Origin of the sequence: Variovorax palleresanus, from assembly GCF_051144945.1 — a bacterium.
In the GTDB taxonomy this organism is placed as follows: Bacteria; Pseudomonadota; Gammaproteobacteria; order Burkholderiales; family Burkholderiaceae_C; genus Variovorax; species Variovorax paradoxus_S.
On sequence record NZ_JBJNVP010000002.1, the window covers coordinates 1,685,948 to 1,699,942 of the forward strand.

Consider the following 13,995-nt stretch of genomic DNA (forward strand, 5'->3'; position numbering starts at 1 on the left):
GCACTTCGTGTCGCTACGCCTACCCCCTACCGGGCGCAACACCAGAGGCCCGGCAAAGCCGGTTCCTCAGTGTTCCACGAAGGAGCCAGGACGCTAGCTTGCGCTGCTCTCTAGAAGCAGCTTGCGCACGGGCGCCGGCAATCCCAGGCGGGCCCACTCTTGCGCACCCACCCAGCGCGCGGCATCGCCCTGCGGCTGGCCGCTGCTGCGAAGCAGCACCGGGTGAAGGTGCAGGTCCTTGTGGGTCAGCACGTGCACGAAGGGCGACAGGTCTTGCGTGTGGCGCTGCTCGGCGGGCGGCAGCGCGGCCAACAGCTCTTCGCGGGTGTCGAACACCGGCAGGCAATAGAGCCCCGCCCAGATGCCCTTTGCGGGGCGCTTCTCCAGCCATACACGGCCTTCTGCATCGCGCGCCAACAAGGCCCAGAGTGACTGGGCGCTGCGCTTCAATTTGCGGGTCTTGACGGGATAGCGCTCCGGCTGCCCTTCTCGCAACCCCACGCAGGTATTGGTCAACGGGCAGATCATGCAGCTCGGCTTGCGCGGCAGGCAGACCGTCGCGCCCAGGTCCATCACCCCTTGCGTATAGCTTGCGATGGCCTCTTTCTGTTCGGCCGGCGGAAGCAGTTGCGTAGCCTGGTCCCACAGCGCGCGTTCCTGCGCCGACGAAGACATGTCGCCGCCAAAGCCGAGCACGCGCGTCAGCACGCGTTTCACGTTGCCGTCGAGAATCGCGACCCGCTCGCCAAAGCAGAAGGCCGCGATGGCTGCGGCGGTGGAGCGGCCGATGCCGGGCAAAGTCGTGAGCTCGGCGGCCGTGCGCGGAAATTCGCCGCCGAAGCGGGCCACCACCTCTTGCGCGCAGCGGTGCATGTTGCGCGCGCGGCTGTAATAGCCCAGCCCGCTCCAGAGGCCGAACACTTCGTCCTCGGTGCCCTCGGCCAGGGCCGACACGGTCGGAAAGCGTTCGAGAAAGCGCGCGAAGTATCCCAGCACAGTCGATACCTGGGTCTGCTGGAGCATGACCTCCGACAGCCAGACCCGGTAGGGATCCCGCGTGTTCTGCCACGGCAACTCGCTGCGGCCGTGGCTGCGTTGCCAGTCGACGATGCGCTGGGCGAAAGCCGTGGGCACCTGCAGTTCCGTGGCCGCGGTGGACACCGGACGATCAGGCCGCACGCAGTTCGCCGATGGCGGCGGCCGCGGCGGCCGGCCTTCCCTGTTGCGTGATCATCGAAGTGAATTCCTGCAGCCGGACATGCAACTCGGCCAGGCTGCTCTCCTGCGTGGACAGCTCGAGCAGGCGCTCGTCGAGGTTGCCGGCCGCACTCTGGATGCGCTCGATCGCCTCGATGCGCTTGGTGAAGTTGCGGCGGCGCTCCTTCAGCTGTGCGTCGATCTGCGCGCTGGCGCCTTTGCTCCAGCGCTCGACCTCGGTCATTGCGGCTTCGTTGACCAGCCGCAGCCGGCTTGCGAGCGCACGCACCAGCTTGTCGCAAAAATCCGCCTGCGCCAGCTTCAGCAGATTGCCGACGCCCAGGTAGTGAATGTGGCTGCGCTCGATCTGGCTCAGCTCCTGCTCGAAGCTGGTCAGGTCCGGCTCGGCGGGCGCCTGCAAGTTGAAGCCTTGCTCCGCGTTGAGCTGGCGGAAGGTGGCGTGCAGCATCGACTGGATCTCGGCCGTGGTCGCCTGCACTTCGCGCAGGTTGTTGCGCAGCGAGTCGAAGGTTTCGCCGTACACCTTGCGCACGTTGAACTTGATGCCCGGGCGCTTGAGCGCGCTCGAAAGCCGCACCATGTCGGCCTTGAGCGCGGTGCGGCCGAGCACGGCGTACACCTCGCGCAGCAGCTTGCCCTGCACCGAGCGCAGGGCCAGGATGCGCGTGTTGCTGCCCTCGAACTCCGTCTGCTCCTGGTCGATGCGCCCACGCATGTGGCGGATGACCGAGATATTCTTGCCGCGCAGGCCCTGCAGTTCCAGCGCCTGCTCCGACAGATCGCGCTGGCGCACCTTGAGGATGCGCTCGGCCTCGACCCGCAGCGCCACCATGCCTGCATCCACGGCAAGCCGCAGCATGGTTTCGCGCTTGCCCAGCACGCCTTCGGCGAGCAGCATTTCGAGTGCAGGCAGGCGGCTGGCATCGAGCAGCCGCGGGTCGCGCTGGATCTTTGCCTGCAAGCCCTTTTGCGCCGACACCGGCAGCACCTGCACGAGCGGAACCTCGAGAAACTTGGCCGCCACTTCACGCTGCCGCTCGATCTGCATCTCGATCTGCGCGGGCGTGCTGAGCGAGTCCCACATGGTGTCGATCTTGTTGAGCACCACGAAGCGCGTGTCGCTGCCTTCGCTTTCGGTGACCAGGTGCTCGCGCCAGATGGACAGGTCGGAGCGGGTCACCCCGGTTTCCGCGCCCAGGATGAAGACGACCGCATGGGCCTGCGGGATCAGGCTCACCGTGAGTTCGGGTTCGGCGCCGATCGCGTTCAGGCCCGGGGTGTCGAGGATCACCAGCCCCTGCTCCAGCAAGGGATGCGGCATGTTCAGAATGGCATGGCGCCAGCGCGGAATCTCGACCCGGCCTTCGGCGTCCTGCACCGGGTTGTCGTCCGGCGTCTCTTCGTTCCAGAAGCCCAGCGCGTGCGCCTCGTCCTTGCTGACCCAGCGCACCTCGGCCACCTTGCCCATGGCCAGGGCCAGTTGCTCGGCGTTCTCCACGTCGATCGCGATTTCGGTCCAGCGCGTGGGCTTTTCGCGCCAGTGCGTGAGCGAATGAGGCTCCAGGCGCGTTTCGATCGGCAGCAGCCGCAGCTTGGGGGCCTGCGCGGCGTCATAGCCCAGTTCGGTCGGGCACATCGTCGTGCGCCCCGCGCTGGCCGGCATGATGCGCCGCCCATAGCCCGCGAAGAAGATCGCGTTGATCAGCTCCGACTTGCCGCGCGAGAACTCGGCCACGAAGGCGACCATGACCTTGCTGTTGCGGATCTGCAGCTCCAGGCCGCGCAAGCGCTCGGCCACGGCCTGGTCGAGCAGCTCGTTTTCGGTCAGCCAGCGGGTCAGCCACTGCAGGCGATGCGCAAAATTGCTTCGCCAGGCACCGTGCTGATCGAGTTGTTGATTGAAAGAGCGGCTCAAAGGGAATATGTAAGAAACAACTTACAAATATAGCATTGCAAGCTGTGGAGCAACCGTTTGCAGGATATTCGAACGCGGGCGCCGAAACACTATTTTTGACAATTTGGGCAATAGTAAGTCGAACGCTGGCCTTGGCGCAGTTGCCGAATCGGCGTTGCGCAGACCCGACAAGGCTCGCCCGCGCGGCCGTAGACCGTCGCTTCGAGCTGAAAGTAGCCGTTCTGCCCGTCCACATTGGAGAAGTCGCGCAGCGTGCTGCCGCCCTTCTCCACCGCCCTGGCGAGGATTTCGCGCACCGCCGCATGGAGCTTGGCCGCCCGCGGCCGGCTGATGCGCGCGGCCGAAAGCGTCGGCCGGATGCCCGCCTGGAACAGCGCCTCGGAGGCGTAGATGTTGCCGACGCCCACCACCACGTCGCCCGCGAGCAGCACCTGCTTCACCGCGGTCCGGCGCTTGCGAAGGCCGGCATGGAACGCATCCAGGTCGAACTCGTCGCCCAGCGGCTCCATGCCGAGGCCGCCGAGCAGCTTGATGGCCCAGGGCGCCGCCTCGTCCTCCACGTAGACCACGGCGCCAAAGCGGCGCGGATCGTTGAGCCGCAGCGTGCCGCGGTCGGTGACCAGGTCGAAGTGGTCGTGAGCGCCAGGCGCGGGAAGCGCCGCATCGAAGCGCAGGCTGCCCGACATGCCCAGGTGCAGCAGCAGCAGCCCGCGGTCCAGGTCGATCAGCAGGTACTTGCCGCGCCGGCGCACTTGCAGCACCCGGCGTCCGGCCAGCGCTTCGGGTGCGACCATCAGCGCCCACCGCAGGGGCTTGCCGATGCGGGCTGCATCGATGCGTGCACCGGCGATGCGTTCGGCAAAACCGCGCCGCGTCACTTCGACTTCGGGAAGCTCAGGCATGAAATTGAAATCTCCGGGCTGCGACGAGGCCCCACGCGATGCTCGCTCAAAAGCTTGGATTATTATGGTTCGATGATTCCATCGCTCCGCCGACACCGCCTTGCGGCGGCCGCGTCACTCGTCTTGCTGGCTTGCGCCGTTCAAGCGCAAACCTCCGACCCCGCCGCGCCCAAGAGTCCGGCCCCCATCATCGAGCGGCCGACGCCATCTCGGCCGGGAGCAAGGCCTGCCCCGGCACCCGCGGCAAAGCCAGCCGACGTGAAGTCCACCAGCAGCGAAGCCGCCGCACAACCCTCGGCCCTGACTGCGCAACTGTTCTACGAGATCCTGATGGGCGAGCTGACCACGCGCTCCGGAGATCCCGGATCGGGCTATGCGCTGGTGCTCGACGCGGCCCGGCGGCTGCGCGACGGCAAGCTGTTCCAGCGCGCGGTCGAAATCGCCCTGCAATCGCGCTCCGGTGACGCAGCGCTGGCGGCCTCCCGCGCATGGCAGGAAACGCTGCCCAATTCGCGCGATGCACGCCGCATCGAACTGCAGATCCTGATTGCGCTCAACCGCATCAGTGAAACCGTCGCGCCGCTGCGCGCCGAGATCGCGGCCACGCCGCAGATCGAGCGGCCGATGCTGATGGCGGTAATCGCCCGCAATTACTCGCGCGCCTCTGACAAGAAGCTGGCCGCGTCGGTGGTCGAGCAGGCACTGGTCGACGAGCTCAAGAGCCCCACCACCGGTGGCCTTGCCTGGGCAACGGTCGGCCGCCTGCGCCTGAATGCCGGCGACACCTCCGGCGCACTGGACGCCGCGTTCAAGGGCCAGCAGCTCGACCCCGCCTCCGACGCCCCGGCCGCACTGGCGCTCGAGATGATCGACCCCGGCCAGCCGCTCGCAGAACCGATCGTCACGCGCTATCTGGCCAGCAACCCCAAGGCGGCGCCCGACCTGCGCATTGCCTACGCCCGCGTGCTGGTCGAAAACCGCCGCTACACCGATTCCGCCGCGCAATTGCAGGCGCTCACCACGGCCCGGCCCGAATTGGCCGAGCCCTGGCTGCTGCTCGGCAGCCTCCAGGCCCAGGCCCGGCAGGACGCGGCGGCCGAAACGTCGCTCAAGCGCTATGTCGATCTGGCGGCCAGCCAGAAAGATGCGGAAGATCGCCAGCGCGGCACCACGCAGGCCTACCTCGTTCTGTCGCAGCTGGCGGAACGCCGCAAGGACTTCACGGCCGCGGAACGATGGCTTGCACGCGTCGACAGCACCGACGAACTGGTTGTTGCGCAGACGCGCCGCGCGGGCCTGCTGGCGCGCCAGGGCAAGCTGCCTCAGGCACGCGAACTCGTGCGCGGCCTGCCCGAGCGCACGGCAGAAGACAAGAAGCAGAAATTCCTCGCCGAAGTGCAGCTGCTGCGCGACGCCAAGCAATACCAGGCCGCCTACGACATGCTGGCCCAGGCGTCCGCCGCTGCTCCCAACGACAGCGACCTGGTGTACGACCAGGCCATGGTGGCCGAAAAGCTGAATCGCCTGGACGAAATGGAGCGGCTGCTGCGCCGGCTGATCGAGCTCAAGCCCGAGAACCAGAACGCCTACAACGCGCTCGGCTACTCCTTCGCCGATCGCAAGATCCGGCTCGACGAAGCGCGCACGCTGATCCAGAAAGCCGTGCAGCTGGCACCTGAAGACCCCTTCATTGCCGACAGCCTGGGCTGGGTGGAATTCCGGCTGGGCAACACGACCGAAGCCATTCGCATCCTCGAAGCGGCCTACAAGTCCCGGCCCGATCCGGAAATCGGCGCGCATTTTGGCGAAGTGCTCTGGGCCACCGGCCAGAAGGACCGCGCGGTCGTCATCTGGAAGGAAGCCCTGCTGAGCGACGCCGAAAACGAGACGCTGCAGGAGACGCTCAAGCGCTTGCGGGTCAAGCCGTGACGGCCATGCTTTCTCCCGGGCTTGATGGTGGCCGCCGGAGCGTGCTCGCGGCGGGCGTTGCGGCAATGCTGCTCGCGGCCGGCTGCGCGCAGCTCCCGAGCGCCACGCGGCCCCAGGGCACGGACGCATGGAGCGGCCGCATGTCGCTGCGCATCGACAGCCAGCCTGTGCAAACCTTTTCCGCCCTGTTCGAGCTGCGTGGGTCGCCCGAGTCGGGCGAACTCTCGCTCACGAGCCCGATCGGCAGCACGCTGGCCCAGTTGCACTGGTCGCCGGGCGAAGCCCTGCTCAAGAATGGCAGCGAGATCCGGCGCTACGAATCGGTCGATGCACTGATCGAAGCGGCCACCGGCGCCGCGATCCCCGTGGGTGCGCTTTTCGGCTGGCTTGCGGGCCGCGACGACCGCGTGCCCGGTTGGCGCCCGGACCTGGGGCAGATCGCCAACGGCCGCTTGCAGGCTACGCGCGAAGCCCCCAGCCCCACGGCAGACCTGCGCATCGTGTTCGAACGGTCATGAAGGCGATCTACGACCTTCCCGCACCGGCCAAGCTCAACCTCTTCCTGCACATCACCGGCCGGCGCGAAGACGGCTACCACCTGCTGCAGTCGGTCTTCATGCTGATCGACTGGTGCGACACGCTCCACGTCGAGTTGCGCCACGACGGCCAGTTGAGCCGCGAAGACCTGACGACCGAACTGCCGCCCGACGACCTTGTCCTTCGCGCGGCGCGCGCGCTCCAGGCGCATGCCGCGCCCGGCCAGGGCGCCCACATCGGCATTGCCAAGCAGGTGCCGGCGCAGGCCGGCATGGGCGGGGGTTCTTCGGACGCCGCAACCTGCCTGCTGGCCCTGAACCGGCTGTGGAAGCTGAACCTGCCGCTGACCCGCCTGGCCGAAATCGGCGTGAAACTGGGCGCCGACGTGCCGTTTTTCCTCGGCGGGCGCAACGCGTGGGTCGAGGGAATCGGCGAAAAAATCAGCCCCGTGAACGTCCCTCCGGCACGGTTCGTGGTGGTCAAGCCACCCGAGGGACTCGACACCCGGCTAATTTTTTCTGCGCCGGACCTTCAACGCGCCACTCCTGTTGCTATAATCTCGGGCTTTGCTGCAGATAGCGAACAGCTTGAAGCCCAAGACCCCGAAAGCAGCGCTTTCAAGGTTTTCGACTTCGGCCACAACGACCTGCAGCCGGTTGCCCAGCGGCTTTGCCCCGCGGTCTCCGACGCCATCGAATGGCTCGGCGCCCAAGGACTGAAAGCCCGGATGACCGGCTCCGGAAGTTCGGTATTCGCGAAAATGCCGCAAGGGCCGCAAAAAGCGGAACTGGCCGAAGCCCCAACGGGCTGGCAGGTTCGTCAATGCAGCAATTTGGCCGTTCATCCACTTTGGGGATGGGCGACCTGAAGATGATCGGACTGTTAAGGTCCGATGCGACATATATCGGTTTGTGGTGAAAACCATCGACCCGTGTAGGGGAGTCGCCAAGCTGGTTAAGGCACTGGATTTTGATTCCAGCATGCAAAGGTTCGAATCCTTTCTCCCCTGCCAAATTTCTTCAGGCTGCGGTTTAACCGCCGCAGCGCTTCAAACTGCGGCCCACCGGCCGCAGTGCTTCTTTTGCAGCCCACCCGCTGCAATAATTGGCGGCCCCTGGGTCGCCACGACTCAAACTCTTTGGCGGCTTCCTAAAAGCCAATTCGCACTGCCGGGACGCGCTCATGCAGGCTAATCACCCTGATTTCATGGTTTTCACCGGTAACGCCAATCCTGGCCTGGCCGCGGAAATCGCGCACAACCTCGGCACCTCGCTGGGCGCCGCACGCGTGGGTCGCTTCTCCGACGGCGAAGTCACCGTCGAGATCAACCAGAACGTCCGGGCGCGCGATGTGTTCGTGGTGCAGTCGACCTGCGCACCGACCAACGAGAACCTGATGGAACTGCTGATCATGGTCGACGCGCTCAAGCGCGCTTCGGCCGAGCGGATCAGCGCAGTGATTCCCTATTACGGCTACGCCCGCCAGGACCGCCGCCCGCGCTCGAGCCGCGTGCCGATCTCGGCCAAGGTGGTGGCCAACCTGCTTGAAACCGTGGGCGTCGAGCGCGTGCTCACCATGGACCTTCACGCCGACCAGATCCAGGGCTTCTTCGACATTCCGGTCGACAACATCTATGCGTCGCCGGTTCTGCTGGGCGACCTGCGCCAGAAGAACTACGAAGACCTGATCGTGGTCTCGCCCGACGTGGGCGGCGTGGTGCGCGCGCGCGCACTGGCCAAGCAGCTGAACTGCGACCTCGCCATCATCGACAAGCGCCGTCCGAAGGCCAACGTGAGCGAGGTCATGAACGTGATCGGCGAGATCGACGGCCGCAACTGCGTGATCATGGACGACATGATCGACACCGCCGGCACGCTGGTCAAAGCGGCCGAGGTGCTCAAGGAGCGCGGCGCCAAGAGCGTCTACGCCTATTGCACGCACCCGATCTTCTCGGGCCCTGCCATCGAGCGCATCACCCACTCCGCGCTCGACGAAGTGGTCGTGACCAACACCATTCCCCTTTCCGACGGCGCCCTGGCGTGCGGAAAGGTCCGCCAGCTCTCCGTGGCACCGCTGATCGCCGAAACGATCCAGCGCATTGCCAAGGGCGAGTCGGTGATGAGTTTGTTCTCGGACCAGGACAACCTGTTCTGACCGAGCAAAAAGCGGGCGCCACCTTCCTTTTTCAGGAACGGCGTCCTTGTTGAACCGGAGTCGCACTGGTCGCGGTGGACTCTCACAGGAGTTGTTATGAAATTCGTCGCTTTTGAGCGCGCAAAGCAGGGCACGGGTGCGAGCCGCCGTCTCCGCATCTCGGGCAAGACGCCCGGTATCGTCTACGGTGGTGAAGGCCAGCCCCAGCTGATCGAGCTCGATCACAACGCGCTGTGGCACGCCCTCAAGAAGGAAGCCTTCCACTCGTCGATCCTCGAAATGGAACTCGGCAGCGCCACCAGCAAAGTGCTGCTGCGCGACGTGCAGTACCACCCGTTCCGCCAGCTGGTGCAACACATCGACTTCCAGCGCGTCGATGCCAAGACCCGCCTGCACATGAAGGTGCCGCTCCACTTCAAGGGTGAAGAAGAGTCCGATGCCGTCAAGCTCGACCACAACCTCGTGAACCACGTGATGACCGAGCTCGAGATCAGCTGCCTGCCGGCCGACCTGCCCGAGTTCATCGAGATCGATCTCTCCGGCCTCAAGAAGAACGCCACGCTGCACGTCAACGACATCAAGCTGCCCAAGGGCGTGAAGTTCGTGAGCCACGGCAAGCTGAACCCGGTCGTCGTGTCGGCCGTGCCGCCGCTGGTCGCCGAAGAGCCGGCAGCTGCCGCTGAAGGCGCTGCAGCTCCCGAAGGCGCCGCACCGGCTGCCAACGGCAAGCCTGCCGCCAAGACGGCAAAGCCCGCCGCGAAGAAGTAATTTCCTTCGCGTCCCTGCAAAAGGCCCGCCTCGTGCGGGCCTTTTGCTTTGGGGCCGGCGAGATAATTCCCCTCATGATCAAGCTGTTTGTCGGCCTCGGTAACCCGGGTCCTGAATACGAAGCCACCCGGCACAACGCCGGCTTCTGGTGGATCGACGCCCTGGCGCGCGACTGGAAACTCAACCTCGCGCCTGAGCGCAGCTATCACGGCCTCGCGGCGCGCGCGAACATCAATGGGCAAAGCGTCTGGCTCCTGGAGCCGCAGACCTTCATGAACCTGTCGGGCAAATCGGTGGGCGCGCTCGCGCGATTCTTCAAGATTGCGCCCGAAGAAATCCTCGTGGTGCACGACGAGCTCGACGTGGTGCCCGGCCAGGCCAAGCTCAAGTTCGGCGGCAGCCATGCCGGCCACAACGGACTGCGCGACATCCACGCGCAGCTGGGCACTGGCGACTACTGGCGCCTGCGCCTGGGCATCGGCCATCCCGGCGTGAAGTCGGAGGTCATCAACTGGGTGCTCAAGAAGCCGCTGAAGGAGCAGCGCGACGCCATCGAAGACGCCATCGCGCGCACCCTGCACGCGGCACCCGCACTGGTGGCGGGCGAGATGGAAAAAGCCACCCTGATCATTCACACGAGCAAACCGCCCCGGCCCAAACCGCCGCGGCGAGAGCCCGGCGATGGAGGCGCGCCCGCCGCCCCCTAGTCAGCCGGCCCAGAGCGCGGGAGAGCGAGAGAAAAAGGGAGAGAAAAAGAAATGAAAAGAAAATCGATCGCCGGAAAAACGGCCATTGCTATCTTTTTGGTAGCTTCCGGTGCTTTCTGCCTGTCCGCCACGGCGCAAGGAAGGGCCGAAGCCTACCGCTGCGGCAACACCTACACCGACCGCCCCTGCGAGGGCGGAAGGCCCGTAAAAGTCGACGACGTGCGTACCGATGCGGACCGCCGTGCCTCGGAGGCTGGCACGCAAAGGGCGGAGGCGCGCGCCGACCAGTTGGAGCGCATCAGACTGTCGGAGGAAAAAGAAGCCTACGAGCGCAGCCGAAGGTCGGCCCACGAGGCACGGCAAGCCGCCATCAACGAACGCCGGCTCGCGTCTTCCGAGCAGCTGGCGCGGGCACGGGCGCAGAAACTCAGCGCCGAACCGCACAAGTCGAGCGCGCGCTTCAGCGGCTCGGCGGGCGGCACGCAGGCATCTGCCCCTGGCGAGGGCAGCAAGAAGAAAAAGCGAAAGCCCTCGTCCGACTCAAGCGCCGGTTGAGGGCGCCTCGGTCCGCGGCTGCGGCTCCGATGCAACGGCAGCGGCGGCCTTGGCCGCGGCGAGCCGCTCGAACTTCTGCCACAGCGTCTCGCGGCTTTCCACGTGCTCGGGATGGATCGGAATGCACGCGACCGGGCACACCTGCACGCACTGCGGCTCGTCGAAGTGGCCGACGCATTCGGTGCACTTGTGCGGGTCGATCTCGTAGAACTCCGCGCCCATGTAGATTGCATCGTTCGGGCACTCGGGCTCGCAGACATCGCAATTGATGCATTCGTCGGTGATCATGAGGGCCATACCCGATTATCGCGAACAAGGCACGCTTGTTGCACGAGTCGGGTTATGCTGCGCCCCGCCCCATGAGCCTGTTCATCCTCAAGCGCCTCGCCACGCTGATCGGTACGCTGATCGGCGCCTCGGTCATAGTCTTCCTCGTCCTGGAGATCCTGCCGGGGAACGCCGCGCAGATGCTGATGGGCCCCGATGCCGCACCCGAGGCCGTGGCCGCCCTCGCCACCAAGCTCGGCCTCGACCAGCCCGCCTGGACGCGCTACTGGCACTGGATTGCCGGGCTCCTGACGGGCAACCTGGGCGACAGCTACGCCTACAGCTCGCCGGTGCTCGACCTGATCCTGGAACGCCTCGCGCTTACCGTTCCTCTGGCCATGCTGGCGATGGCCCTCACCGTCGTGATTGCGCTGCTGGTGGGCGTGACCGCCGCCGCGCGCCACAACAAGCTCGGCGACGTCGGCCTGATGAGCATGGCCCAGGTCGGCATCGCCATTCCCAATTTCTGGTTCGCCATCCTGCTGATCCTGGTGTTCTCGGTTCAGCTGCAATGGTTCTCGGCCGGCGGCTTCGAGGGTTGGAGCGAGGGCATCTTCTCGGGCATCAAGTCGCTGCTGCTGCCGGCCCTGTCGCTGGCGGTGGTGCAGGCCGCGATCCTCGCGCGCATCACGCGCTCGGCGGTGCTCGAGGTGATGCGCGAAGACTTCGTGCGCACCGCGCGCGCCAAGGGCGTTTCGCAGCGCGCCGTGCTCTGGACCCACGTGCTGCGCAACGCGATGATCCCCGTCATCACGGTCATGGGCATGCAGTTTTCCGAACTGCTGGCCGGCACCATCGTGGTGGAGAACGTGTTCTACCTGCCGGGCCTGGGCCGGCTGATCTTCCAGGCCATCAGCAACCGCGACCTGATCGTGGTGCGCAACTGCGTGATGCTGCTCGCGGCAATGGTGGTTATCGTGAACTTCGTGGTCGACGTGCTTTATGCCGTGATCGATCCGCGCATCAAGGCGAGCGATATATGAGCGCCGTGCCGGGCCGCCCCAAGCAAGCTCGCTCCCGCCTGGCGGGAAGGCGCGCAGCGCCAAGGGTGCATCAATGAGCGCCGTACCCGTTCCCAGCGCAGCGGCGCTCACGGTGCCGGGCTTCTGGCGGCGCGCGCTCCGGCACCGCAGCTTCGTGCTCGGCGGCGTGCTGACGCTGCTCCTTTTGCTGGCTGCCACCGTCTCGCTGGCGTGGACGCCCTGGTCGCCCTATGAGATGGACATGGCCAGCAAGCTGAAGCCGCCGTCGGGCTCGCACTGGCTGGGCACCGACACCTACGGGCGCGACGTGGCTTCGCTGCTGCTGGTGGGCGCGCGGGCTTCCATCCTGGTGGGCGTGATCGCGGTCGGCATCGGCCTCGTCGTGGGCACGGCGCTGGGCCTGCTCGCCGCGGCGCGGCGCGGCTGGGTCGAGGAAGCGATCATGCGGCTCACCGATTTCTCGCTCGCCTTCCCGGCCATCCTGTCGGCCATCATGATGACGGCCGTGTTCGGCGCCGGCATCGTCAACGCGATCATCGCCATCGGCATCTACAACATCCCGACTTTTGCGCGCATCACACGGGCCTCGGCCAATGCCATCTGGTCGCGCGAATACGTGGCGGCCGCGCGCGCCTGCGGCAAGGGTTCGTTCGCCATCACGATGCAGCACGTGCTGCCCAACATCTCGGCCGTGCTGATCGTGCAGATCACGATCCGCTTCGCGATTGCCATCCTCGCCGAGGCCGCCCTCTCCTACCTCGGCCTGGGCACGCAGCCGCCGCAGCCCTCGTGGGGCCGCATGCTCAGCGAGGCGCAGACCATGATGTTCCAGTCGCCCCTGCTCGCGGTGTTCCCCGGCATGGCGATCGCCATGGCGGTGCTGGGCCTCAACCTGCTCGGCGACGGGCTGCGCGATCTGCTCGACCCGCGCCTTGCGCGCGCCCGCTAAGCGATATGCCTCTTCTCGAAGTCAAGGACCTGCACGTCGAACTGCAAACGCAGCGCGGCCCCGCCGAGGCCGTGCGCGGCATCGGCTTCACGCTCGAGCGCGGCGAAACGCTGGGCATCGTCGGCGAATCGGGCTGCGGCAAGTCGATCACAGTGCAGTCGCTGATGGGCCTGCTGCCTTCCACCGCCAAGGTCACCGGCAGCATCCGCTTCGACGACACCGAACTCGTCGGCCGGGACGAAAAAGCCATGTGCCAGATCCGCGGCAACCGCATCGGCATGATCTTCCAGGAGCCGATGACGGCGCTGAACCCGGTTCACACCATCGCACGCCAGGTCGGCGAGCCGCTGCGGCTGCACCGCGGACTCACCGGCGCCGAAGCGCGCAAGGAAGTGCTGGCGCTGCTTGAGCGCGTGGGCCTTCCCGATGCGGCGTCGCGGCTCGATGCCTACCCGCACCAGTTTTCGGGCGGCCAGCGCCAGCGCATCGGCATTGCGATGGCCCTGGCCTGCGGCCCCGACCTGCTGATTGCCGACGAACCCACCACCGCGCTCGACGTCACCATCCAGAAGCAGATCCTCGAGCTCATCCAGGGCCTCGTGGCCGAGCGCGGCATGGCGCTGATCCTGATCTCGCACGACCTCGGCGTCATTGCCCAGACCGTCTCGAAAATGCTGGTGATGTACGGCGGCAGCGTGGTCGAGAGCGGCCCGACCGAAACCGTGTTTGCCGAGCGCGCGCATCCCTACACGCAGGGCCTGTTCGCAGCGCGGCCGGCGCTCGGTGCGCCGCGCGGAGTTCGCCTGGCCACCATCCGCGGCAGCGTGCCCGAGCTGGTCGATCTGCCTCCGGGCTGCCCTTTTGCCGGCCGCTGCAAGTACACGGTCGATGCCTGTCACACGACCCGGCCACCGCCCACGATATTGCGGCACGACCACGCCGTGCGCTGCATCCGGCTCGAGGAAATTGCCGCGGAAGGCGCCCTCGCAACATGAGCCCCCGCTCGGCCGCTCCGAAGGGGGCTCGCACCGCAGTGCGAAGCACAGAGGTT

At 66.3% G+C, this 13,995-nt stretch carries 14 protein-coding genes and 1 tRNA gene; 11 read left to right on the plus strand and 4 right to left on the minus strand.

From position 1 onward, the window contains the following. Positions 1–93: 93 nt before the first annotated feature. The 3 genes from mutY to mutM form a co-directional block, all read right to left on the minus strand. Positions 94–1,161 carry an A/G-specific adenine glycosylase gene (gene mutY / locus ACJ7Z0_RS11725; RefSeq protein ID WP_434789982.1) on the minus strand — a complete coding sequence of 356 codons (1,068 nt, stop codon included), beginning with the start codon at positions 1,159–1,161 and terminating at the stop codon, positions 94–96. Between the two features lie 7 nt (positions 1,162–1,168). Next, a complete protein-coding gene (locus ACJ7Z0_RS11730) occupies positions 1,169–3,133 on the minus strand; it encodes a dynamin family protein (RefSeq protein WP_434789983.1) in 1,965 nt (654 codons plus the stop codon). An 89-nt stretch (positions 3,134–3,222) separates the two neighbouring features. Then, complete coding sequence (mutM, locus tag ACJ7Z0_RS11735; RefSeq protein ID WP_431128011.1) at positions 3,223–4,035, minus strand: bifunctional DNA-formamidopyrimidine glycosylase/DNA-(apurinic or apyrimidinic site) lyase; 813 nt, start codon at positions 4,033–4,035, stop codon at positions 3,223–3,225. 72 nt (positions 4,036–4,107) lie between these two features. Here mutM and ACJ7Z0_RS11740 point away from each other — a divergent pair, with 72 nt between their 5' ends. The 8 genes from ACJ7Z0_RS11740 (at position 4,108) to ACJ7Z0_RS11775 (ending at position 10,685) form a co-directional block, all read left to right on the plus strand. Further along, positions 4,108–5,964: a tetratricopeptide repeat protein gene (locus ACJ7Z0_RS11740; RefSeq protein WP_434789984.1), complete on the plus strand. Its 1,857-nt coding sequence runs from the start codon at positions 4,108–4,110 to the stop codon at positions 5,962–5,964. Positions 5,965–5,969: 5 nt separating this feature from the next. Further along, positions 5,970–6,482, plus strand: coding sequence for a lipoprotein insertase outer membrane protein LolB (locus ACJ7Z0_RS11745; protein WP_434789985.1), 513 nt, complete (start codon positions 5,970–5,972; stop codon positions 6,480–6,482). After that, on the plus strand, positions 6,479–7,369 hold the full coding sequence (gene ispE / locus ACJ7Z0_RS11750; RefSeq protein ID WP_434789986.1) for a 4-(cytidine 5'-diphospho)-2-C-methyl-D-erythritol kinase: 891 nt from the start codon (positions 6,479–6,481) through the stop codon (positions 7,367–7,369). Before ACJ7Z0_RS11745 ends, ispE begins: the two co-directional genes overlap by 4 nt. A gap of 67 nt (positions 7,370–7,436) precedes the next feature. Next, positions 7,437–7,513: transfer RNA gene (locus ACJ7Z0_RS11755), tRNA-Gln, on the plus strand. Positions 7,514–7,683: 170 nt separating this feature from the next. Continuing rightward, positions 7,684–8,655, plus strand: coding sequence for a ribose-phosphate pyrophosphokinase (locus ACJ7Z0_RS11760; protein WP_093016557.1), 972 nt, complete (start codon positions 7,684–7,686; stop codon positions 8,653–8,655). Between the two features lie 96 nt (positions 8,656–8,751). Beyond that, positions 8,752–9,423 carry a 50S ribosomal protein L25/general stress protein Ctc gene (locus ACJ7Z0_RS11765; RefSeq protein WP_434789987.1) on the plus strand — a complete coding sequence of 224 codons (672 nt, stop codon included), beginning with the start codon at positions 8,752–8,754 and terminating at the stop codon, positions 9,421–9,423. Positions 9,424–9,497: 74 nt separating this feature from the next. Next, positions 9,498–10,130 carry an aminoacyl-tRNA hydrolase gene (gene pth / locus ACJ7Z0_RS11770; RefSeq protein WP_434789988.1) on the plus strand — a complete coding sequence of 211 codons (633 nt, stop codon included), beginning with the start codon at positions 9,498–9,500 and terminating at the stop codon, positions 10,128–10,130. Positions 10,131–10,181: 51 nt separating this feature from the next. Beyond that, positions 10,182–10,685 carry a hypothetical protein gene (locus tag ACJ7Z0_RS11775; RefSeq protein ID WP_434789989.1) on the plus strand — a complete coding sequence of 168 codons (504 nt, stop codon included), beginning with the start codon at positions 10,182–10,184 and terminating at the stop codon, positions 10,683–10,685. On the opposite strand, the gene ACJ7Z0_RS11780 is transcribed toward ACJ7Z0_RS11775, so the two are convergent. Next, a complete protein-coding gene (locus tag ACJ7Z0_RS11780) occupies positions 10,671–10,982 on the minus strand; it encodes a YfhL family 4Fe-4S dicluster ferredoxin (protein ID WP_434789990.1) in 312 nt (103 codons plus the stop codon). The genes ACJ7Z0_RS11775 and ACJ7Z0_RS11780 overlap by 15 nt on opposite strands. 62 nt (positions 10,983–11,044) lie before the next feature. On the opposite strand from ACJ7Z0_RS11780, the gene ACJ7Z0_RS11785 reads away from it, so the two are divergent. The 3 genes from ACJ7Z0_RS11785 (at position 11,045) to ACJ7Z0_RS11795 (ending at position 13,939) form a co-directional block, all read left to right on the plus strand. After that, a complete protein-coding gene (locus ACJ7Z0_RS11785) occupies positions 11,045–11,995 on the plus strand; it encodes an ABC transporter permease (protein WP_434789991.1) in 951 nt (316 codons plus the stop codon). Positions 11,996–12,068: 73 nt separating this feature from the next. Continuing rightward, positions 12,069–12,944 carry an ABC transporter permease gene (locus ACJ7Z0_RS11790; RefSeq protein WP_434789992.1) on the plus strand — a complete coding sequence of 292 codons (876 nt, stop codon included), beginning with the start codon at positions 12,069–12,071 and terminating at the stop codon, positions 12,942–12,944. Between the two features lie 5 nt (positions 12,945–12,949). Next, a complete protein-coding gene (locus ACJ7Z0_RS11795; RefSeq protein ID WP_434789993.1) occupies positions 12,950–13,939 on the plus strand; it encodes an ABC transporter ATP-binding protein in 990 nt (329 codons plus the stop codon). Positions 13,940–13,995 lie beyond the last annotated feature (56 nt).

Coding starts and splice junctions, on each gene's coding strand:
- mutM (WP_431128011.1), bottom strand. CDS start 4,035: ATGCCTGAGCTTCCCGAAGTCGAAGTGACGCGGCGCGGTTTTGCCGAA.
- ACJ7Z0_RS11740 (WP_434789984.1), top strand. CDS start 4,108: ATGATTCCATCGCTCCGCCGACACCGCCTTGCGGCGGCCGCGTCACTC.
- ACJ7Z0_RS11745 (WP_434789985.1), top strand. CDS start 5,970: ATGCTTTCTCCCGGGCTTGATGGTGGCCGCCGGAGCGTGCTCGCGGCG.
- ispE (WP_434789986.1), top strand. CDS start 6,479: ATGAAGGCGATCTACGACCTTCCCGCACCGGCCAAGCTCAACCTCTTC.
- ACJ7Z0_RS11760 (WP_093016557.1), top strand. CDS start 7,684: ATGCAGGCTAATCACCCTGATTTCATGGTTTTCACCGGTAACGCCAAT.
- ACJ7Z0_RS11765 (WP_434789987.1), top strand. CDS start 8,752: ATGAAATTCGTCGCTTTTGAGCGCGCAAAGCAGGGCACGGGTGCGAGC.
- pth (WP_434789988.1), top strand. CDS start 9,498: ATGATCAAGCTGTTTGTCGGCCTCGGTAACCCGGGTCCTGAATACGAA.
- ACJ7Z0_RS11775 (WP_434789989.1), top strand. CDS start 10,182: ATGAAAAGAAAATCGATCGCCGGAAAAACGGCCATTGCTATCTTTTTG.
- ACJ7Z0_RS11780 (WP_434789990.1), bottom strand. CDS start 10,982: ATGGCCCTCATGATCACCGACGAATGCATCAATTGCGATGTCTGCGAG.
- ACJ7Z0_RS11785 (WP_434789991.1), top strand. CDS start 11,045: ATGAGCCTGTTCATCCTCAAGCGCCTCGCCACGCTGATCGGTACGCTG.
- ACJ7Z0_RS11790 (WP_434789992.1), top strand. CDS start 12,069: ATGAGCGCCGTACCCGTTCCCAGCGCAGCGGCGCTCACGGTGCCGGGC.
- ACJ7Z0_RS11795 (WP_434789993.1), top strand. CDS start 12,950: ATGCCTCTTCTCGAAGTCAAGGACCTGCACGTCGAACTGCAAACGCAG.